17 protein-coding genes are annotated in these 19137 nt (G+C 48.2%); 1 reads left to right on the forward strand and 16 read right to left on the reverse strand.

The window, feature by feature from the left end:
* Window positions 1-44: 44 nt before the first annotated feature.
* From spoIIE to pth, 14 genes are all read right to left on the reverse strand, one after another.
* Window positions 45-2552, reverse strand: coding sequence for a stage II sporulation protein E (gene spoIIE / locus D829_RS0123480; RefSeq protein ID WP_017691356.1), 2508 nt, complete (start codon window positions 2550-2552; stop codon window positions 45-47).
* 474 nt (window positions 2553-3026) lie between these two features.
* Window positions 3027-3557, reverse strand: coding sequence for a S1 domain-containing RNA-binding protein (locus D829_RS0123485; RefSeq protein WP_017691357.1), 531 nt, complete (start codon window positions 3555-3557; stop codon window positions 3027-3029).
* A gap of 198 nt (window positions 3558-3755) precedes the next feature.
* Window positions 3756-4091 carry a septum formation initiator family protein gene (locus D829_RS0123490; protein WP_017691358.1) on the reverse strand — a complete coding sequence of 112 codons (336 nt, stop codon included), beginning with the start codon at window positions 4089-4091 and terminating at the stop codon, window positions 3756-3758.
* Between the two features lie 11 nt (window positions 4092-4102).
* Window positions 4103-4672 (reverse strand): spore cortex biosynthesis protein YabQ, encoded by a 570-nt coding sequence (gene yabQ / locus D829_RS0123495; RefSeq protein ID WP_017691359.1) that lies wholly within the window; start codon window positions 4670-4672, stop codon window positions 4103-4105.
* Window positions 4669-4953 carry a sporulation protein YabP gene (yabP, locus tag D829_RS0123500; RefSeq protein ID WP_017691360.1) on the reverse strand — a complete coding sequence of 95 codons (285 nt, stop codon included), beginning with the start codon at window positions 4951-4953 and terminating at the stop codon, window positions 4669-4671. Before yabP ends, yabQ begins: the two co-directional genes overlap by 4 nt.
* 172 nt (window positions 4954-5125) lie before the next feature.
* Window positions 5126-5404, reverse strand: a complete 279-nt coding sequence (locus D829_RS0123505) for an RNA-binding S4 domain-containing protein (RefSeq protein ID WP_017691361.1) — start codon at window positions 5402-5404, stop codon at window positions 5126-5128.
* Entirely contained in the window at window positions 5404-5676 is a 273-nt protein-coding gene (locus D829_RS0123510) for an HU family DNA-binding protein (protein WP_017691362.1), read from the reverse strand. Before D829_RS0123510 ends, D829_RS0123505 begins: the two co-directional genes overlap by 1 nt.
* Window positions 5677-5983: 307 nt before the next feature.
* Window positions 5984-7477, reverse strand: a complete 1494-nt coding sequence (gene mazG, locus D829_RS0123515) for a nucleoside triphosphate pyrophosphohydrolase (RefSeq protein ID WP_017691363.1) — start codon at window positions 7475-7477, stop codon at window positions 5984-5986.
* A gap of 149 nt (window positions 7478-7626) precedes the next feature.
* A complete protein-coding gene (locus D829_RS0123520) occupies window positions 7627-9375 on the reverse strand; it encodes a polysaccharide biosynthesis protein (RefSeq protein WP_017691364.1) in 1749 nt (582 codons plus the stop codon).
* Between the two features lie 166 nt (window positions 9376-9541).
* Complete coding sequence (spoVT, locus tag D829_RS0123525) at window positions 9542-10084, reverse strand: stage V sporulation protein T (RefSeq protein WP_017691365.1); 543 nt, start codon at window positions 10082-10084, stop codon at window positions 9542-9544.
* A gap of 330 nt (window positions 10085-10414) precedes the next feature.
* A complete protein-coding gene (locus D829_RS0123530; protein ID WP_017691366.1) occupies window positions 10415-11563 on the reverse strand; it encodes a peptidylprolyl isomerase in 1149 nt (382 codons plus the stop codon).
* Window positions 11547-15074 carry a transcription-repair coupling factor gene (gene mfd / locus D829_RS0123535; RefSeq protein ID WP_017691367.1) on the reverse strand — a complete coding sequence of 1176 codons (3528 nt, stop codon included), beginning with the start codon at window positions 15072-15074 and terminating at the stop codon, window positions 11547-11549. Before mfd ends, D829_RS0123530 begins: the two co-directional genes overlap by 17 nt.
* Before the next feature lie 272 nt (window positions 15075-15346).
* The gene (locus D829_RS0123540; RefSeq protein ID WP_017691368.1) at window positions 15347-15577 is read right to left on the reverse strand and encodes an anti-sigma-F factor Fin family protein; all 231 of its coding nucleotides are present in this window, start codon (window positions 15575-15577) and stop codon (window positions 15347-15349) included.
* 99 nt (window positions 15578-15676) lie between these two features.
* Window positions 15677-16237: an aminoacyl-tRNA hydrolase gene (gene pth, locus D829_RS0123545; RefSeq protein ID WP_017691369.1), complete on the reverse strand. Its 561-nt coding sequence runs from the start codon at window positions 16235-16237 to the stop codon at window positions 15677-15679.
* Window positions 16238-16376: 139 nt separating this feature from the next.
* On the opposite strand from pth, the gene D829_RS33065 reads away from it, so the two are divergent.
* On the forward strand, window positions 16377-16577 hold the full coding sequence (locus D829_RS33065) for a hypothetical protein (protein ID WP_076216763.1): 201 nt from the start codon (window positions 16377-16379) through the stop codon (window positions 16575-16577).
* Window positions 16578-16682: 105 nt separating this feature from the next.
* On the opposite strand, the gene D829_RS0123550 is transcribed toward D829_RS33065, so the two are convergent.
* Together D829_RS0123550 and glmU are read right to left on the reverse strand one after the other, a co-directional pair.
* A complete protein-coding gene (locus tag D829_RS0123550) occupies window positions 16683-17636 on the reverse strand; it encodes a ribose-phosphate diphosphokinase (protein WP_017691370.1) in 954 nt (317 codons plus the stop codon).
* Window positions 17637-17736: 100 nt separating this feature from the next.
* Window positions 17737-19137: a bifunctional UDP-N-acetylglucosamine diphosphorylase/glucosamine-1-phosphate N-acetyltransferase GlmU gene (gene glmU / locus D829_RS0123555; protein WP_017691371.1), complete on the reverse strand. Its 1401-nt coding sequence runs from the start codon at window positions 19135-19137 to the stop codon at window positions 17737-17739.

A 19137-nucleotide genomic window follows, 5' to 3' on the forward strand; every position in this document is an offset into this window, starting at 1 on the left:
TAGCATTGCCAGAATGAAGAGACTTCAAACAGAAGATTATGCAATTAACTGACGGTGCGCGGACGCTCCATCCGGTTGATGCCAGGCACACGAAGTGTGGCCCATTCAGGACGGAAATGCTCTACTTTTCCAACAACGACGGTCATATCATCCAAAATTTCATGTTGCTGATATCTTATGACACTTTCAAGCAGACAATCGGCCAACTCCTGTGGATCATCTGTATCAATCTCTTGAATGAGGCGCTTCATCCAGAGCTCTTTGTTCACCGCATACCCCGGTGCATCATAGATGCCATCCGTCATCATAATGAGAATATCACCTGGTTGCAGCTGTACCGTCACCAGATCCACTTCAATATCCTTAATAATACCGATCGGCAAATTACTGGCGGAAACTTGAATAACCTCCTGTCCTCGTTTGATAAAACTTGGCGTCGATCCGATTTTCATAAATGTTGTCTCTGCCGTATATTCATCGATCAGCGCCATATCCACTGTGGCATACATCTCTTCAGGGGAGCGCAGCATCAGAACGGAGTTCACGGATTTGATCGCCAGTTTCTCGTCCATGCCGGACTGTAGCAACTGTTCCAGTATGTTCAGCGCCGCGCTGCTCTCCATCCGTGCTCGTTCTCCATTGCCCATTCCATCACTGAGCGCCACCGCGAATGTACCGTTGCCTAACTCAACTGTACTGAAACTGTCGCCTGACATCACATCTCCCCCTTTTGCGGCGGCAGCAACACCCGTGGTAACCTCGAAGGTTTTGGCCGAGCCAAACGTTACAGTCGCGAGTCCCTGACGAGGGTCGGTCATGGTCTCATGCAAGACGGCGATATGCTCGTCCAATACATCCGAGATCAGCGGAGCAATCATTTTCCGGCACTCATCAAATCCCCGTGTATACGCATGTACAATCTCAATCTCCACATGGCCCGCTTCCAGATTGATAATCTCAATGGAATGAATGGACAGGCCCAGTGACTCCAGTGCATCACGAATCTGCTCCTCCTGTTGCACCATCTCCTCACTTTCCCGCTGAATTTCTTTGGCCAGATCCTCCATGACCTGGGATACACCGGACAATTGCTCCGCAACCAGCTGCCGACTATCAATAATTTGACGCTTCCATTGCATGTTATGTTGATGCAGTCCATACTGGGCACGCATGACTTCAAGGACCTCTTCCGGTTTCGCACACACTCTGTTCCATTCCACTGGAATCTGCTTGCCTGAAATCTCCGGGTTCCCTTCAATGGCACTCATCACGTCCGTCATATATTTGTAGGTTTGAATAAACTTCGCATCCCAGCATTGTGCACGCTTGAAGCAGCTCGCACATGTGCTCTCGGCAACCGCATTCATGAAATGATCCATTCCACCTTCTTTTTGTACCGGCTCCCCCGCACCAGACATCTGATCGAAACTGCGTGACAGTTGACGGAATACCTGCGAGAACCGGGTTACCCGCTCTGCCGTGACATCTCGTATCCGTTTGGCATACTCATGCTGGGACTTCGTGTGATCCTGCGTACCCGGCACATATTTGGATATCGCCGTCAACATGCCCTTAGGTGTCAACATGAACAGAACGATAGCTGCACATGTCTCCCATAATGAGTTCATCACATCGCCCGGTCCGCCCAGGTATATCGAAAGAATGGATGACCCAAGCAGCATGCCCAGTGCGACTGCCGCACGTTTTCCCTCTCGAAGCATACCCGCCAGCATCCCGGCAAAAGCAAGCAGGCTCATCTGATACACTGCTGACATGTCAGCCAGACTCAGAATCAAGCCCGTAATGACCCCAACTGAGGCTCCGAGGGGGGCTCCGCCCACCAGCGCAAAGATTAATATGAGATAACGGGAGAGCATATGCTCGACGGATAAAGACTGAATGGTCCACCCTACTGCTCCCGTCATAACGGAAGCGAGCAATATGATCAGGCAGAGGATCTCCTCGTTCTTTAGGCTGAACTTTTTTTTGCGATAGGTGAAGATCGGTATGGCTTGTATAAAAACAAGGGTGAGCACGAAGCTTAATATCGAATCCATCGTGAGCATCAGCATGGCGTACCAGCTGAAGGATGGTCCAATCACGACCGCGAATAATTTGACCATAAATGTAGTGGTAAACACCATCGTCGGTGCATAAGATAATTCAGCACGATCATATGACTCCAGCCCGCGGAAGAACAGATAAAAGATGGCGATCTCCGATGCAACAATGAGTGGTACTGGAAACGGTGCAAAGAGACTACCTGCGAGTAGCGCGGCGCCTACTGGAATGATGTAATCCCTGCGCATGAAAGCAATTACGGCGAAGTAAGCAATGGCAAAGGGAGATAACTCATTCAGGATCATCGCCTTTCCGAGCAGAAATCCCATAAACGTGAGCAGCAGTACCCATTTTCGGGAAGCAACCATCTGGACAGCCTTGCGGGAGCCAAGCCATTGTTTCAGACGTACCGACAGCTCCTCCCGAGCTTCCGTACCTCCTTTACCTGCTTTCATTCCCGGAAATTGAATGACATTCCACTTTTCCATCATCCTCAAGGCACCCCATTCGATTAATTTGAATTTTCGTGTTTCGTTCTCGATGGTTCTGATTATAGATAGATTAGAAGACGTAGTTTGTCAGAATAGGTGAGCAGGGTCCAAAAAGTTTACGACAAAAGAAACAAGCTTAGCGCGGTGGAGCGAAACCCCCGGCCTTATTGTGGTTTCATTCATTCTCCTACTTGATTCCGACAATCGGAATGTCTGATTTTGAACCGGAGATGGTTTGGTCTCGCCATCATTTGAGCAGGATAACTGTGGAATGCCACGGAAACCTGTCGGTAAAAAATGGTAGACGACAAATGTTCTTATGGTTCCATTTTGCCGTGCAGAAAAACTGGGGATATGGAGCTTCACCTTACAAAAAAAGCTATTCACCTGCTCATATGTGAAAGAAACGCAAAAAAAACCGTTAGCCCATGGGCTAACGGCTTTACTTATATGTTTAGATCAGGTTGTGACAGATTACACACGCTTGGCTCCACGGCCTCCGCGTTTGCCTTCTGTGTTCTTCTTAAGCGAAGAGATCCGCTCTTCACTATCTTTCAGGAAGCGTGACATTTTATCCTCAAATGAAGGTTTGCCTGCTGCGGGCTTGAAAGAACGGCCTCCGCGGTCACCACGGTTAAATCCACCGCCGCCGCCACCACGACCTTGGCCACCACTAGGGCCTCCGCCGCTGAATCGTTCGCGATCTCCTCCACTGCGTTCCGGTCTAGGAGCTCTCGGGGGTCTGGATTGTGTTTGTTGCTCAACCGGTTTGTCAACAGCTTGCTTAATGGAAAGTCCGATCTTGCCATCCTTGTCAACGTTGATAACCTTCACTGTAACGAGGTCATTCAGCTTCAGGTGGTCGTTGACATCTTTGACGTAATTGTCGGCGATTTCCGAGATGTGAACGAGACCCGTGACACCTCCTGACAGATCCACAAATGCTCCAAAATGCGTGATTCCTGTCACCTTGCCCTCTAACTTGGTGCCCACTTCAATTGCCATAGAATAAAATGATCCTCCCTTAAAAATATACAACCCGATTTTTTGAATGCCAAAATCAATGCTGCGCTAATGTAATTATACATTATGCCGTAAACCAAGGTCAACTGAACACTACCCCATCAGAGAGCCTATTTTTTCCGGTTTAACGACTTCAGACACACGGATAACAAATCTAGCTCGGTAATGGACCGAATTCCATCAGTTCCCTGACTCTTCAACCTGGATCGGCGTTTCCTCAGGAAGATAATATCCTTTTTTCCGTGCCAGCTGTCCTATGTATTCAGGGTCATTCAACCGGCTGACCTCGTACTTCAACTGTTCCAGCTTCTTCAACGTATCTTCCTTTGAAGCTTGCTGAGTGGCCAGATGAGAACTCTTGTCCGAAATTTGTGCAGTCTGCACAAGGAATGTATATCCTGCCCATATTACAAATACAATCATAAACGTCATCCAAAGCATGAGGCGCCTTTTTGCACCGGCAGATTTTCCTTGGTTAGTTGGAGCCTTTGATCTGCCCACAGGTGTTTTACCCATTACGGACCTCCTTAAAACCAGCGTTTCCACATCGCTGCAATTCTTGTACCCACACGGATCATGAAGCGTGGCGTTACCCAATGTTTCAGGAGCGGCCTAAACATCCAGCGGAACAACTTGCCGAAAGGTACCAAACATTGCAGCACCAGCCTGCCCAGGAATAATAGTATCGCAATTACAAAACCGAATAATACGCGAATTAACTTATAAATTCCTTTAGCCGGCATAACGATCAGGATGTTAAGGATATGTCCACACCAATGAATCAGCGTTCTTGCGAGTTTAATTAACATTACCACAAAACGCTGGGTAGTAACACTTAAAAGCCAAAAATAGAAGCAAACCCCTATAATCAGCCCCAAAAAGACATAAAACCGCAACTGTCCGTGGTTTCCGGCGTATAGCATCCGAAAAACGAACAGCGCGGAAGCAACCCAGTACAACAGATCGAGTGTGTGAATACTCCACCTCGGAAACCGCAGCTGTCCGGACAGTACCCGGTAACTGTCGTAGGCCATCCCCATCACGACCCCCGAAGTAAGCATCCACATCAATGTGATCCATTGAGTATCCGGACTCATCGGAACATCTTGCCAAACAGGCCTTTACCGTTTTTGGACTGGGAACCGGGGTCCAGATATTGGAGCGAACTGACTGTGCCTTCAATGGTTAACAGACCTTCCTCCAGGCTCAGGTTTTTGATATGTAAATTGTGCCCCCGGATGGTCAGATGCCCAAGTTCAGTCTGCAGCAAAAATTCCTCACTGTCGAAGCTCTCCACGTTGGAGACACCCGTCAGATCCAGCAGTTTCCGATTCTGCATGCTCAGATGATGCTGTTTGGCCTTACCGTGCTCAACCATGGCATGTACCCCTCCTTCTTACACCTAGCTTATGGATGTGGAGGTTGGAATAGAACCAGCGTTGTTGAACAAATAACCCGGCATCCAGTAAAAACAAAAACGCCCTTCCCTGTTACAGGAGGACGTTTCGATTCAACTTGCATTGAATGAATATTCAATACCAGATGTACTGTTACCAGTTCATCCCGTTATCCTTGGCGATCGGCTCTTCCTTCACCAAGGTGTAGAGGCTGCTCGCCTCATCCTTCTTGGTACTCTCGGCAATTCGTTCCACCCTCACGGTGACCAGTTTCTGACCGAACTGAACCGTCAGCTCATCGCCCACTTTGACAGCGGCGCTGGGCTTTGCTTCACGTCCGTTCACCAGAACACGTCCCTGTTCAGAGACGTCCTTGGCCACAGTGCGGCGTTTGATTAGCCGGGAGACCTTCAGGAATTTATCAAGACGCATTATTTTACGGCTTCTTTAAGTTTGTTGCCTGCTTTGAATGCAGGAACAGTGGACTCAGGAATCACGATTTCATTCCCTGTTTGTGGGTTACGTCCGGTACGACCGGAACGTTTGCGGGTCTCAAAAGTGCCAAAGCCGATCAATTGTACTTTGTCTCCGCTGGCAAGTGCATCTGTAATTTCTCCCAAAAAGCCGTTCAATACGGACTCAACGTCTTTTTTAGTCAAACCACTTTTGGTTGAAATGTTGTTAATCAGATCTGTTTTGTTCATTTTTAAAAGCCTCCCAAATTGAAAAAAAAGTATCTGCGATTCCTGACAATACATCGATTGCCGCTGGTTCGCGTTAGGTCACTACACATGTATTCTGGCTTGGCATCTGAAATCCTGCCTTGGTCCGCGACTTTTTTTAGCTTTTTGTCGATGGTCCGCAGGCAACAGTCTAAGACCAGTACCCGAAACCATCCGTCGCTAAACACCTATCCCAGTCAGTACAGATGAACACATGTTCGTATATCATAACACACTGCATAACATGATGGAATAAGGTTTATCGGTATTTCCTAGAAAATTGAACCCGTTATAATCCTGCCTTCTTCGCATCCTGCCAGTATTGCTCCATCTCTTCTACATTGCTATCTGCTGGTGTTCTTCCCTGTTCGCGAAGACGCTCTTCGATATACTGGAATCGCCCGACAAACTTGCGGTTGGTCGCAGCAAGCGCCTCTTCCGGGTCCGTATCGATGAATCTTGCAACGTTGGCAGCTGCGAATAATAAATCACCCAGTTCGAGCTTCCGTTCTTCCGCAGACTGACCTTGTTGCACCGCTTCTTTCAACTCGGCCAGTTCTTCCTCGATCTTGGCAAACACACCTTCAACATCATCCCAGTCAAAGCCTACTTTGGCTGCTTTCTTCTGTAACTTGTATCCCTTCATCAATGCAGGCAAGTCACGCGGTATACCATCCAGCACGGAAACCTTCTGCTGATCCTGTCCTTTGCGCTTCTTCTCCTCTGCCTTCATCTGTTCCCAATTCTGAAGAGCTTCATTCGCATCTTCTGCCTGATTATCGCCAAAAACATGTGGATGGCGGAAGATCAGCTTGTCATTCAAACCTTCGATGACATCATACACATTAAATGTGCCCACTTCTTCTTCCATCTGGGAGTGCAATAAAATCTGCAGCAGCAGATCACCCAGCTCTTCTTTCATATGGTCGGGGTCATCCTCATCGATCGTCTCAATGACCTCATAGGTCTCTTCAATCAGGTTTTTGCGAATGGTTTGATGTGTCTGCTCCTGATCCCATGGACAGCCGCCCGGACTACGAAGAATATTGACGATCTCATGCAAACGCGCAAAGGAACGACGACGCAGGGCATCATCGGTGTTCTTCGGTACATAGATCAGTGACAGATTGCCGTACCCTTCGATCCGGTCCAGTTCGTGTAGCGGAATTTTGTGAATGACCTCCTGGCCCTGTACACCCAACGCGTGACCAACAAATACCGGATAATCATCCGGGTAAACCTCCATCAGGCATAGCTTCACATCCGAAGCAGTGAACACATCGTAGACTTGTCCAATCAATGTATGTAGCTGTGGTTGTACCAATTCCGTGTTCAGGCTGCTGGCATCCAGGAGTTGAAACCCTTCGATTGGATCGAATCCAAGCCGTATAAAGGCTTCATCCAGAAAGCTCTCCCCGCCCATGACACGCAGTGAAATACCCATCTGCGGACAACGTTCTTTGAGCAGGCGTACACTTGCCTCTGCTACCATCGGATGACCGGGTACGGCATACACAATCTCAGTTCCAGCCTCACCCTTGCGAGCGGCTTCTATCAGTTGGTTCGCGATCTCATCATATACTTCGGGGAAGGAGGACTTCGCCTCATAGATAGCATCAAATGATGTCATCTCCAGTCCCTCTTGCTTCAGATCATTCATTACGGGATGATCCAGGGTACGTACATACAGCGTAGCTGCATGTTTCATTTTTTTGATAATACCTACGGTCAGTTGGTCTGCATCTCCAGATCCAAGACCCACTACGGTTAAAGCTGCACTCATTACGTAAACCTCCATCCGGACTATCCTGTCCAGGCTCACTGATTCATCGTGCCTGAACAGGACTAATTACACGTATTATACCAGAATCATTCGATATCCTATAATTGCATATTGGTGGTACTGGGTGTAGAAGCACCGTGAGCATGAAGCTAGCGTAGCACACGCAGTCTGCGCAGCAGCTTGGCAAGGCGAGGCCCCAACTTGGGCACAGCCGCCAGCTCCGCGGCGGTCAGTAGCCCTGTCTGGGCCGCCGCCAGCAAGAACACGGCCGAGCCTGCGGCAATGCCCAGCAGGCTCACGCCCATCGCGGCCAGCCTGCGGTCGGCCGCGACACCCATGCCGCCGAGCACTGCTTCGGCGGCCCAGGCCGTGCCTACCGCCGCCAGACTCATGGCGGCGATCACCAGCGCCGGCTTCGCCAGGACGGCGCCAGGGGCAGGGCGCAGGGCGACAAGTCGCGCCAGCAGCGCCACATTCAGGCCAGCCGCCAGCATATAGGCGACTGCGCCCGCAAGGGCCGCGCCGCTGATGCCCAGCGTCGGCACAAGCATGACGTTCAGCAGCGCCTTGACGCCTGCGGCGGCCAGCATGCTGAACGCGGGTGCGCGCACGGCGCCGAGGCCTTGCAGCAGCGCCGCCGCAATAATGCTGACGGTGCTGCCCGCAGCCGTCAGCGCCATGTACCGCAGTGCTTCGGTGCCTGCGGCATCTCCGTACAGCATGCGGTTAATCGGCTCCGCCAGCACCGCGAGACCCGCGGATGCCGCCAGTCCGATCAACCAGAACCAGCGCAGCGCGAGGCCTGCTTGCTGCCGGACGGCTTCTGGCCCGCCCTTTAACCGGGCTTCCGCCATCGCCGGAATAAACAGCACAGATAGTGACGTGGCCAGCATCGTCACCAGTTGAACCAGCGGCAATCCACGGTTGTAGATGCCGAAGGAAACCATCGACTGGAGCTCGTCCAGTCCTTCTCCCCGCAGCAACCGGGGCACGGTGAAGGTATCCACCAGATTCATCAGCGGTACGGCCAGTGACCCGAGACAGACGGGAATGGCATACATGAGCAGCGTCCTGATCCACTCCCCATTGGATCGTGACCGTTCTCCCAGAGCGGGATTAATAGCACTCACCGTTTTCTTCTGCGGCGTAACCGGCCTATGCTCCTGACGCTCATGCCTGTCTGATCCAACCTCTCCGCCATTACTGCTCCATTCCGAATCCAATTGTTCGGTGACCACTTCCCTGACTTTCCGCCGATGACGGACCATGTACCCTAACATGGTTAACAGCCCAACCATTCCACCAGCAACGGAGCCCATCATGGCACCAGCAGCAATAGTCTCAAGCGAAGCGTCCCGTCTCATCAACCACAGAAGCAGAACAATCATGACGGTGACACGTATCGTCTGCTCCACCACTTGTGATACCGCTGTTGGGACCATCTGCTGTAACCCCTGAAAATATCCACGCAGCCCTGTCATCACCGGTACGAACAACAACGCCCATGAAGCTGCACGAATCGATGGAACCACATGGCGGTTGCCAATCATGTCAGCGATCAGCGGCGCACCTGCATACATCAAGAGCGCCATTATAATTCCAATTCCCCCGAGCAGCACAGAAGATAATCGGATAATCCTTCTGCTCTCGTCCGGTCTTCCAAGTGCATTCTGCTCTGCTACGAATTTGGATACGGCCAGCGGCAGTCCTGCAGCAGCAAGCGTAACAATGAGCATATATAACGGATACACCGTATTGTAGATGCCAAATACACCGTCTCCCCCCAGATTCTGCAGCGGAATCTTCTGAAAAGCACCAATGATTTTAGAGATAATGGCGGCAAGCCCAAGTATAAATGCACCCTGTAGCAGCCTTGAGCCTGTAGACGGCTGTTTCATAATTCCCTCCTGCGTAATCCTTTTAAGCATACCTTGCTATTATAACTGCCTGAAGGCACATAGACTAACCCTCCCCCATCACAATCATCCGGATTAACTTCGTTGTCCCTTAAAATGCAAAAACTCCCGTATGCCCAAGACAGGGCACCAGGAGTTGATCTGCGGTCTATTGTTCCATTTGCTTGCCAAGGAAACCAGCAGCCGTCTCAGACATCTTCACTTCCATCTGAGACATCTTCACCGATTCATCCTTATTGAACAGGATAACCGTTCCGATGGGGTCACCACCTGAAATAATCGGCGCAATAACAAAAGAGGATAACGTCTCGTCATGATCTTTGCTAAGTTCATAAGAACCATTGTTTGTTTCCAGAATGGTCTTTCTGTTTTCCATACAACTCTCCAACAGTTGACCTACCTGCTTGTCCAGATACTCTTTCTTCGAGCCTCCTGCCACCGTGATAATGGTATCCCGGTCGGAGATCATCGTTACGTGACCTGTACTCTCATACAGCGATTCTCCATATTCTTTGGCAAAATCACCAAGCTCGCTGATAGGCGAATATTTTTTTAGGATAACTTCTCCATCACGGTCCACGAAAATCTCCAGTGGATCGCCTTCACGAATACGTAACGTACGGCGGATTTCTTTTGGAATGACCACACGACCAAGGTCATCTATACGGCGGACAATACCAGTAGCTTTCATTTCACATGTTGCCCCACTTTCTCGAGAAGATTTTTCAACTACTGTTCCTTAATGGGTAGAGGAAAGTCCCAGAACGTTTAGTGTGATATCTTGACCATAGTATTCATCTGTTCCCATTTCCTTATACATGCTTCGGAGAATATAGTTGTGTAACTTTCGAAGAAGGCGACCATGTACCCATACGACTTGAATATATAAAAGAAGAAGCAAGAAGGAGGTCCTAAGTCCTCCCCTTGCTTCTCTGTATGGTTGTCCATATTTACGTAGCACAAGGCATTCATTCGGGCGAATTTAACCCTGAACGTATGCTAACACAGCAATTTTACCAGCTTACTTGCTGCTTGTACCTTCATCTGTAGTTGCATCTTTGTCTGTTCCAGTCGTACCTTGGTCAGTCTTGGTATCCGTACCTTTGGAGTCATCCGTTTTTGGTTCGGTTGTTTTCTCTCCTTCAGTTCCTGTACCCGTAGTACCTTCAGTCGTACCTTCTTCAGCTTTTTCTGTTTTTGGCAGTTTAACTTCTTTTACGATTTTGTCCAATTCATTTTGCATGAACGTATCGATCTCAGCAGCTGCCAATTGGCTCTTCAGGCTTTCTTTTTGCTCAGCCGTCAATTTGGTGAAGTCCGCTTCAGTACGAGCTTCCACTTTCATGATGTGGTAACCGTACTCCGTCTCAACCGGATCACTGATTTTGTTCAGTGGCAACGTTTTTGCAGCTTCCTTGAATGCATCTACCCAAGTGGATACCGGTGTATTTTCATACAGTCCACCCTTTTCAGCAGAACCTGGATCTTCTGAATATTTTTTTGCAATTTCAGCAAAATCAGCTCCGCCATCCAACTTGGTTTTTACTTCTTTTGCAATTTTAAGTGCATCTTCTTTTTTACGCTCTTTTTGCGTTTTTGGATCTGTGAAGTTAATCAGCACGTGACGAACGGAAGCCGTTGTGAACTGATCTTTGTTTTTCTCAAACTCAGCCTTGATTGCATCGTCCGTAACGCCTGTTTCTTTATCTTTGATTACTGTCATGATCCGAGTCATATAATCCTTGATGTTCTGATCAGTCAGATTCTGAGCTTTGAGCATTTCTGTCCATTGATCTGCCTGAACAGAAGCTTTCATTTTATCGAATTGCTCAGTTGCTGCTTTGGTACCTGCTGTTTTGGCTTCTTCAGTTGCTTTGCCACTCAGATATTCATAAGCAACTTCCTGTTTCACCAAATACTCCTTGAAATCGTCCATATCCATCATTTGTGCATACTCCGGATAGAGGAATTTCATGACACGTTGCTCCATGTCGAATTCATTGGCTGTAATAGTACCACCATCATACGTAGCGACTACAGCACTTGTATCCGTCGATTCAGGTGTTTTTGCTTCTTCCTTTTTGCCACAAGCAGCAAGCAGTGATAAGGATAGTACTGCGACCATGCTCACAGACAGTACTTTTCCTACTTTTTTATACTTTGGTAACATCCTTTAGTTCCCCCTTTGATTTAAAAGCAGTTTTCATGGACTCCAGAATTTTCTCTACCAGCTCCATCAGTTGCTTATCCCCAAGCCCCTTGCCTTTAGCGTGAATTAGCATATGGGGTCCTTGTTCAAATTGTACACGTCTTTCGAACTGATTTCCAATGTGCGCGATTTTCGAGAGTTCAAAGGCATGTTCACGCCCTTCATAGAACTTCACGGTAATGTCCTCACCACGTTGGGAAATGGACTCAATACCATAGATTTTACCGTATACTTTCATCCGCGCAACAGCCAGCAAGTTAATGACGGCTTCCGGAAGATCACCGAATCGGTCAACCAATTCGTCTTCCAACTCCATCGCATCGTCGAAAGATGCAATGACCGCCACTTTTTTGTAGATCTCAATCTTCTGAATACTGTCATAGATATAATCGGACGGCAAGTAGGCATCGATACTGAGATCCAGGGTTGTGTTCCACTGGTCTGAAGGTACCGGCTCTTCGCCAAGCATCGTAACTTTGCGTTTGTTGATCTCCTCTGCAAGCATCTGGGAATACAGATCAAACCCGACGGAAGCGATGAAACCATGCTGCTCCGCTCCTAGCAGATTTCCCGCACCACGAATCGACAAGTCACGCATGGCGATTTTGAATCCTGAACCCAGTTCGGTAAATTCTTTGATTGATTGCAAACGTTTCTCAGCAACTTCAGTAAGCACTTTATCCCGTTGGTACGTAAAATAGGCATACGCAATACGGTTGGAACGACCTACACGTCCGCGCAGCTGATACAGCTGGGAAAGTCCCATTTTATCCGCATCATGTACGATCAGTGTATTTACGTTCGGAATATCTACCCCGGTCTCGATGATACTTGTGCTCACAAGCACGTCATATTCACCATCCAAGAAGTCCAGAATCGTTTTCTCCAGCTCTGTTTCCGACATCTGACCATGTCCCACACCAACTTTGGCTTCAGGCACAAGTTCAGAAATTTCGGCAGCCATCTCCTGAATTCCCTGAACACGGTTGTAGAGGTAATACACTTGCCCACCACGGGCAAGCTCACGCTCAATGGCTTCACGTACAAGCGCCTGGCTGTGTTCAACCACATAGGTCTGCACCGGGAAACGATTCTCTGGTGGAGTCTCGATAACGGACAGATCACGCACACCCAGCATGGACATATGAAGCGTACGCGGAATCGGCGTTGCCGTCAGTGTCAGCACGTCCACATTGGTTTTCAGCTTCTTCAGTTTTTCCTTATGGGTTACACCGAAGCGCTGTTCTTCATCAACAATGAGCAGTCCCAGGTCCTTGAACACCAGATCCTGCGACAGCAATCGATGCGTCCCGATGACAATATCCACTGTGCCTGTCTTGATGCCTTTGGCTGTTTCATTCTGCTCTTTACGGGAGCGGAACCGGCTAAGCACATGAATGTTGAACGGATAACCGGAGAAGCGCTCACGGAACGTCTCAAAATGCTGCTGTGCCAAAATGGTTGTTGGCACGAGTACAGCCACCTGTTTGCCTTCAATAGCTGCTTTAAATGCAGCCCGAATAGCCACCTCGGTTTTGCCGTAACCAACATCCCCACACAATAAACGATCCATTGGACGGTTTTGTTCCATGTCCTTTTTGATTTCTTCAATCGCACGCACCTGATCACGTGTCTCATCGTAAGGGAACATGTCCTCAAACTCCTGCTGCTCCGCAGAATCCTTGTCGAATCCAAACCCTTTGGAAGTCTGACGCTCTGCATACAGCTTAATCAGATCATCAGCAATATCCTGTACGGATGTGCGGACTTTATTTTTAACCCGTATCCACTCATTGCCGCCCAGCTTGTATATTTTCGGTTCTTTCTCTTCGGAACCAACATATTTCTGAATCAGATCGATCTGCTCAATAGGTACAGACAGTTTGTCTCCACCCGCATAGAGAATATGCATGTAGTCCTTGTGAATACCGCCAACCTCGAGGGTGCCAATCCCCAAGTACTTACCAATCCCGTGGTTCTGGTGAACGACATAATCGCCCACTTTTAGCTCGCTATAGGATTTGATCCGTTCAGCATTATCTACATTCCGAATCGGTTTGCGTACTTTACGCTGTTTTTGCGAGAACATCTCGCCCTCGGTCACGACAGCCAAATGAATGGACGGCATTTCAAATCCCGTTTGCAAATTACCGATCATCATCTCTGGCTCTGGAATATCATAGTCCATCAGTACCCGGCGCATCCGCTCGAGTCGCTCCTCACCGTTCGCCAGCATGAGCACTTGAACTCCGGCCTTCTGCCAGCGCTCCATCTCTGCCTTCAGTACGTTCATCTGTCCATGGAAATCCTGCATGCCACGACTGATGAAGTTCAGAATGTTCTGTGGTTGGGTGTGTGGAACCTGGCGCAAAAAGATCGACATAAACAGCGTCTGGAATGGACGCTCATACAAGAGTTCATCACCATCTGCGGATAATGGAAGATCCGGAAGTGTTTTTCCGTTTTGCATCAAATGCAGATTCCACTCCGATTCATCACGGTCAAGCTGTTTCGATGTCTCCGATAGTCTGGCAGGCTCATCAAGAATGAGCAGGGTATCTTCCGGCATATAGTCGTAGATCGTTTTGTTCTCCGGATAGAGCGGAGAAATATATTTATACATTTCGGAGAAATACACGTGCTCTCTCAAAAGCTCGATCTCCCGGTGAATTTCTTCACGAAGACGCAGCTTCGCCTGCCGGTCCGTCATTTTCTCCAACTGTTGCTCCAGCAAAAGAGCAGCCGCATCGGCAGCCTTTTCCATACGTTCACGATCTGCAATTAACTCCTTGCATGGTAAAACCGTAATTTCTTCAATCCGTTCAATCGAACGCTGATCCACGGGGTCAAATGTCCGAATGGAGTCGATCTCATCATCAAATAACTCCACCCGATATGCGATCGATGAAGTAACCGGATAGAAGTCGATGATACCTCCGCGTACACTCATCTCACCACGAGATTCCACGCGTTCCACACGCTCATATCCGAGCTTTACCATCTCCAGCAGGAAGGAGTCCAGTTGAAGTGTGTTGCCCTGTTTAATCAAAATTCGAGCATCGGCCATCACTTCCGGAAGCGGAACATAACGTCTTACCCCGGAAAAAGGAATAACAACAACGCCCCTGAATCCCTGGGCGCAGCGGACCAACACATCAATACGCTGACCCAATGTTTCCGGGCTGGAAACAGCAGCTTCCGCAGCGACAAGTTCGTTGGCAGGATAGATCAACACCTGATCAGGTGAAAGCGCTTCCTGTAAATCTTCTGCAATTTTTTGAGCTGAAAACATATTATGTGTTACTACTAGCAATGGTCGGTTCATTTCCTGATGCAGAGCAGCCAGCATAATCTGACGCGCCGAGCCGGATAAACCCGAAACCAATTGTTCCTTCATGCCGGACTTGATTCCGGCTGTAATGGACCCGAAGTCTGGATCTTTGGAAAAAGCCTGTATAAGTGCTTGTAACAAAAGGGGCACCTCTCTTATAACTTACTTGATTATCTCACGCATACGCGTAGCATCACTATTAAAATGGATACAAATTCCTTTTTCTCCTGTTTCATCATATCGGATTACTCGCAACATTGCCACATCTGTTGATGTGGCTGAGCCTGATTTCGAGATAGCGATGGCTTTCATACCAACTGAAAAGAAGCCTCAGCAGGCTGCCAAGGCTATAAAAGGTGGAGCGTTATTACGCAACCGCCCTCAACTGTCATTCGATCCTGTACGGGCGATGTCTACTGAAGCGGACTCGCGAGCAGGCTAAGCTCCGGATTGTGCTCCAGGGCTTCCTTGCAGTAATCACATGTAATCCGAACGGTAATGTCACCACCGGAATTATACGCTATTATATCCCTCCGCTCGTCGGGGGTCAAGAAATGAAAGCCGAGCTCTACTTCCGTTATCCGGGCAGAATCGATTCGTCCAATAAAGGTACGGCAATGCCGACATACGTAATTCACTGACATGTTTATGCCTCCTGAACATGGTTTATACATCCAGTATGTCCAGTATGGCTGAATCGAACCCGTCTTTTTATGATCATTTTACCAATATGTCTTACAGAATTAACCGTTAAACTTCGCCATTGTTTGTTCGAACGTATGAGTCAAGCTATGCTCCAGGGCATCACATGTTTGCTCAATGGTTTGATCCAGGGCTTCTTTTTCTTTCTTCATAAATGTCGACAGTACATAATCAACAATGGCATGTCCTGGTTCAGGTCGGGATATTCCCATGCGTACGCGGTTAAACTGCTGTGTACCGGTATGCTGAATAATGGACTTGATTCCATTATGTCCGCCTGCACTACCTTGGTAACGCAATCTGACTTTGCCAATCTCTGTATCCATGTCGTCGTACACAACAATCAGATCTTCAAGACTAACTTTATAAAAATCCATATATGCTCGAACCGATTCACCAGACAAGTTCATATAGGTCATTGGTTTGATCAGTACAGTTTTCACACCGCCAATATTGCCTTCTCCAATCAGCGCCTTACATTTACTCTGTGTAATGGAGATACTATGACGATCAGCCAACCGATCCAGTGCCATAAAACCGATATTATGACGAGTTTTGGCATAGTTCGAGCCTGGATTTCCAAGTCCGACAATCCACTTCATCTTATTCCCTCCTTCGGATTAGCCTGAGGTGAGGCATAGACTTCGAATGTTATATTTCATATAATATCAGGAAAGTAAAGATCGATTTACTGTAGTGTTCACAGTTCATATTTTATCGACCCAGGAAGGTGAGCGGGTTTTGCGCGAAGACAATGGACAACTGACTCAACATAGCGATTTTATCTATCATCTCGAATATCACGTACCTGTACAGGTATACGACCGCGACACCCATATTGAGATTGGTCTAATCACACGTTTCGATAATCAATTCGTCGAAATTGCCAACACGCTTTTTCATCGGCGTCGTTTCCGATTTATCTCTCGCCCAGGGTATTAGCTGACCAGCGTCTGTTTCACTTTTAATAAAACGGCACGCCGACAGGGGTTACATTTTCCATTGAACCGGAAAACGTAACCCCTCTACTACTTTATGCAGACATCCTTATTCAATTTCAAACAGCTTGCTGATTGACAATTCCTCATGAACCCGGATAATCGCTTCTCCGAGCAAAGGGGCTACAGACAACACTTTGAGTTTGCTTGTCGGATTAGCATGCGTAATTGGAATGGTATCCGTTACGATGACTTCCTTCAATGGTGCATTCTCCAAACGTTCCATCGCAGGTCCGGACAATACCGGGTGAGTACAGCACGCGTATACTTCTTTTACGCCGCCTTCCATCAGAGCATTCGCTCCCAGTACAATCGTTCCCGCCGTGTCAATAATGTCATCGATCAGGATAGCTGTTTTACCCTCGATGTTACCGATAATGTTCATCACTTCGCTCACATTCGGCTCAGGACGACGTTTATCGATAATCGCCAGGGGTGCATTCAGGAAATCAGCCAGTTTACGTGCGCGCACTACGCCACCGTGGTCAGGCGACACAACAACCGGATTTTCGATCTGTTTCGACCGGAAATATTGAGCCAGAATTGGCACGCCAAGCAAATGGTCGACTGGAATGTCGAAGAATCCCTGAATCTGCATTGCATGCAAGTCCATCGCGATAACACGGGTTGCACCCGCTTTTTCGATCAGGTTGGCAACCAGTTTCGCAGTAATTGGGTCACGTGAACGTGCCTTGCGATCCTGTCTTGCATAGCCATAGTAAGGAATAACGACGTTAATCGTCTTGGCAGATGCCCGTTTGAGTGCATCAATCATAACGAGCATTTCCATCAGGTTATCATTAACCGGCAAGCAAGTGGACTGCACGATATAAACGTGACAACCCCGAACACTCTCGGAGAGTTTCACTTGAATCTCGCCATCACTAAAGCTGGTTGTGTGAGATTCACCCATAGGGATCCCGATATAATCAGCAATTTGATGGGCAAGCTTGGGGTTAGAATTGCAAGTAAATATTTTTAATTTCGAATCAAAATAAGTCATAAAATAAAAACCCTCCGTGCTGGTTCATTGGAATCAATAAGCGTCTGCGACATGTCGGCACCTCCCTGTCTTCGGGAGGCAATCTTGTTATCAAAACCCCTTATTGGGGTTTGGCATTTTGTTTCTTGGCTTTGGCACGTCCGCGAATCTTCTCTGCATAACCAGGTTTATTCTCCTGACGTGGACGAGCAATGGCCAGATCATTCTCGGGAACGGAATGGGTAACGGTGGAGCCAGCAACCACATAAGCGCCTTTTCCTACCGTAATCGGTGCAATCAGATTGACGTTGCTGCCTACAAAAGCATCATCTTCAATCGTTGTCACAGCTTTATTATAACCATCATAATTGACAGTTATTGCCCCGCATCCAACATTTACGTTTTTCCCTACTTTGGCATCCCCAATATAGCTGAGATGAGATACTTTGGAACCTTCATCAATTGTAGCATTTTTCACTTCAACAAAGTCACCAATTTTTACGTTGCGACCCAGTTTGGTCCCTGGACGCAAATTAGCAAATGGACCTACCGTTGCATCAGAACCAACCTCGGCATTGGATACTACCGAATGTTTAATCGTAACTCCGTCCTGAATAACGCTGTCTTCCACATCTGCCTGAGGACCAATATGACATGCTTCACCAATGGAAGTTGTGCCTTTGAGGATCGTCCCCGGGTACAATACTGTATCTGCTCCAATCGTAACATCCGCTCCGATATATGTCGATGACGGATCAATGATTGTGACACCGTTCAACATATGGCGTACTGCCAGACGTTCACGCATGAAGGCTTCGGCTTGCGAAAGTGCGAGTCGGTCGTTAACCCCGATGGATTCTGCGATGTCATCCGACATGTAAGCTTCAACCACTTCTCCATCATTGCGGAAAATGCCAACTACGTCTGTGAGATAATACTCTCCCTGAGCATTCTGGTTCGTCACTTTTTCCAGAGCAGCGAACAATTTTGCATTATCGAAACAGTATGTGCCTGTGTTAATCTCATTCACAGCATCTTCCTGCTCCGTGCAATCCTTTTGTTCCACAATCCGTTGTACAGATCCATCTTCTCCACGAATCACTCGGCCATAACCTTTGGGATTGTCCAGCTGAGCCGTAAGAACTGTCGCTGCTGCTCCGCTACTCTCATGCAGCTTCATCAGACCTTCCAACGTCTCACTGGTCACAAGCGGTGTGTCTCCACAGACCACAATTGTAGAACCTGTCTCTCCGCCAAGCAAAGATTTAACCTGCTTCACTGCATGACCTGTACCCAGTTGTTCCGCCTGAAGTGCATACTCCGCTCTGGAACCCAAAAATGACTGCACCGCTTCGGCACCATGACCGACTACAACCACACTGCGTTCAACGCCTGCGCTGAGTGCTGCATCCAGCACATGTCCAACCATAGGTTTACCGCATACGGGATGCAGTACTTTGTACAATTTTGATTTCATTCGTTTTCCTTGCCCTGCGGCAAGAACGATTGCCATTCGTTTCAA

It is taken from the genome of Paenibacillus sp. PAMC 26794 (genome assembly GCF_000316035.1).
GTDB lineage: Bacteria > Bacillota > Bacilli > Paenibacillales > Paenibacillaceae > Paenibacillus.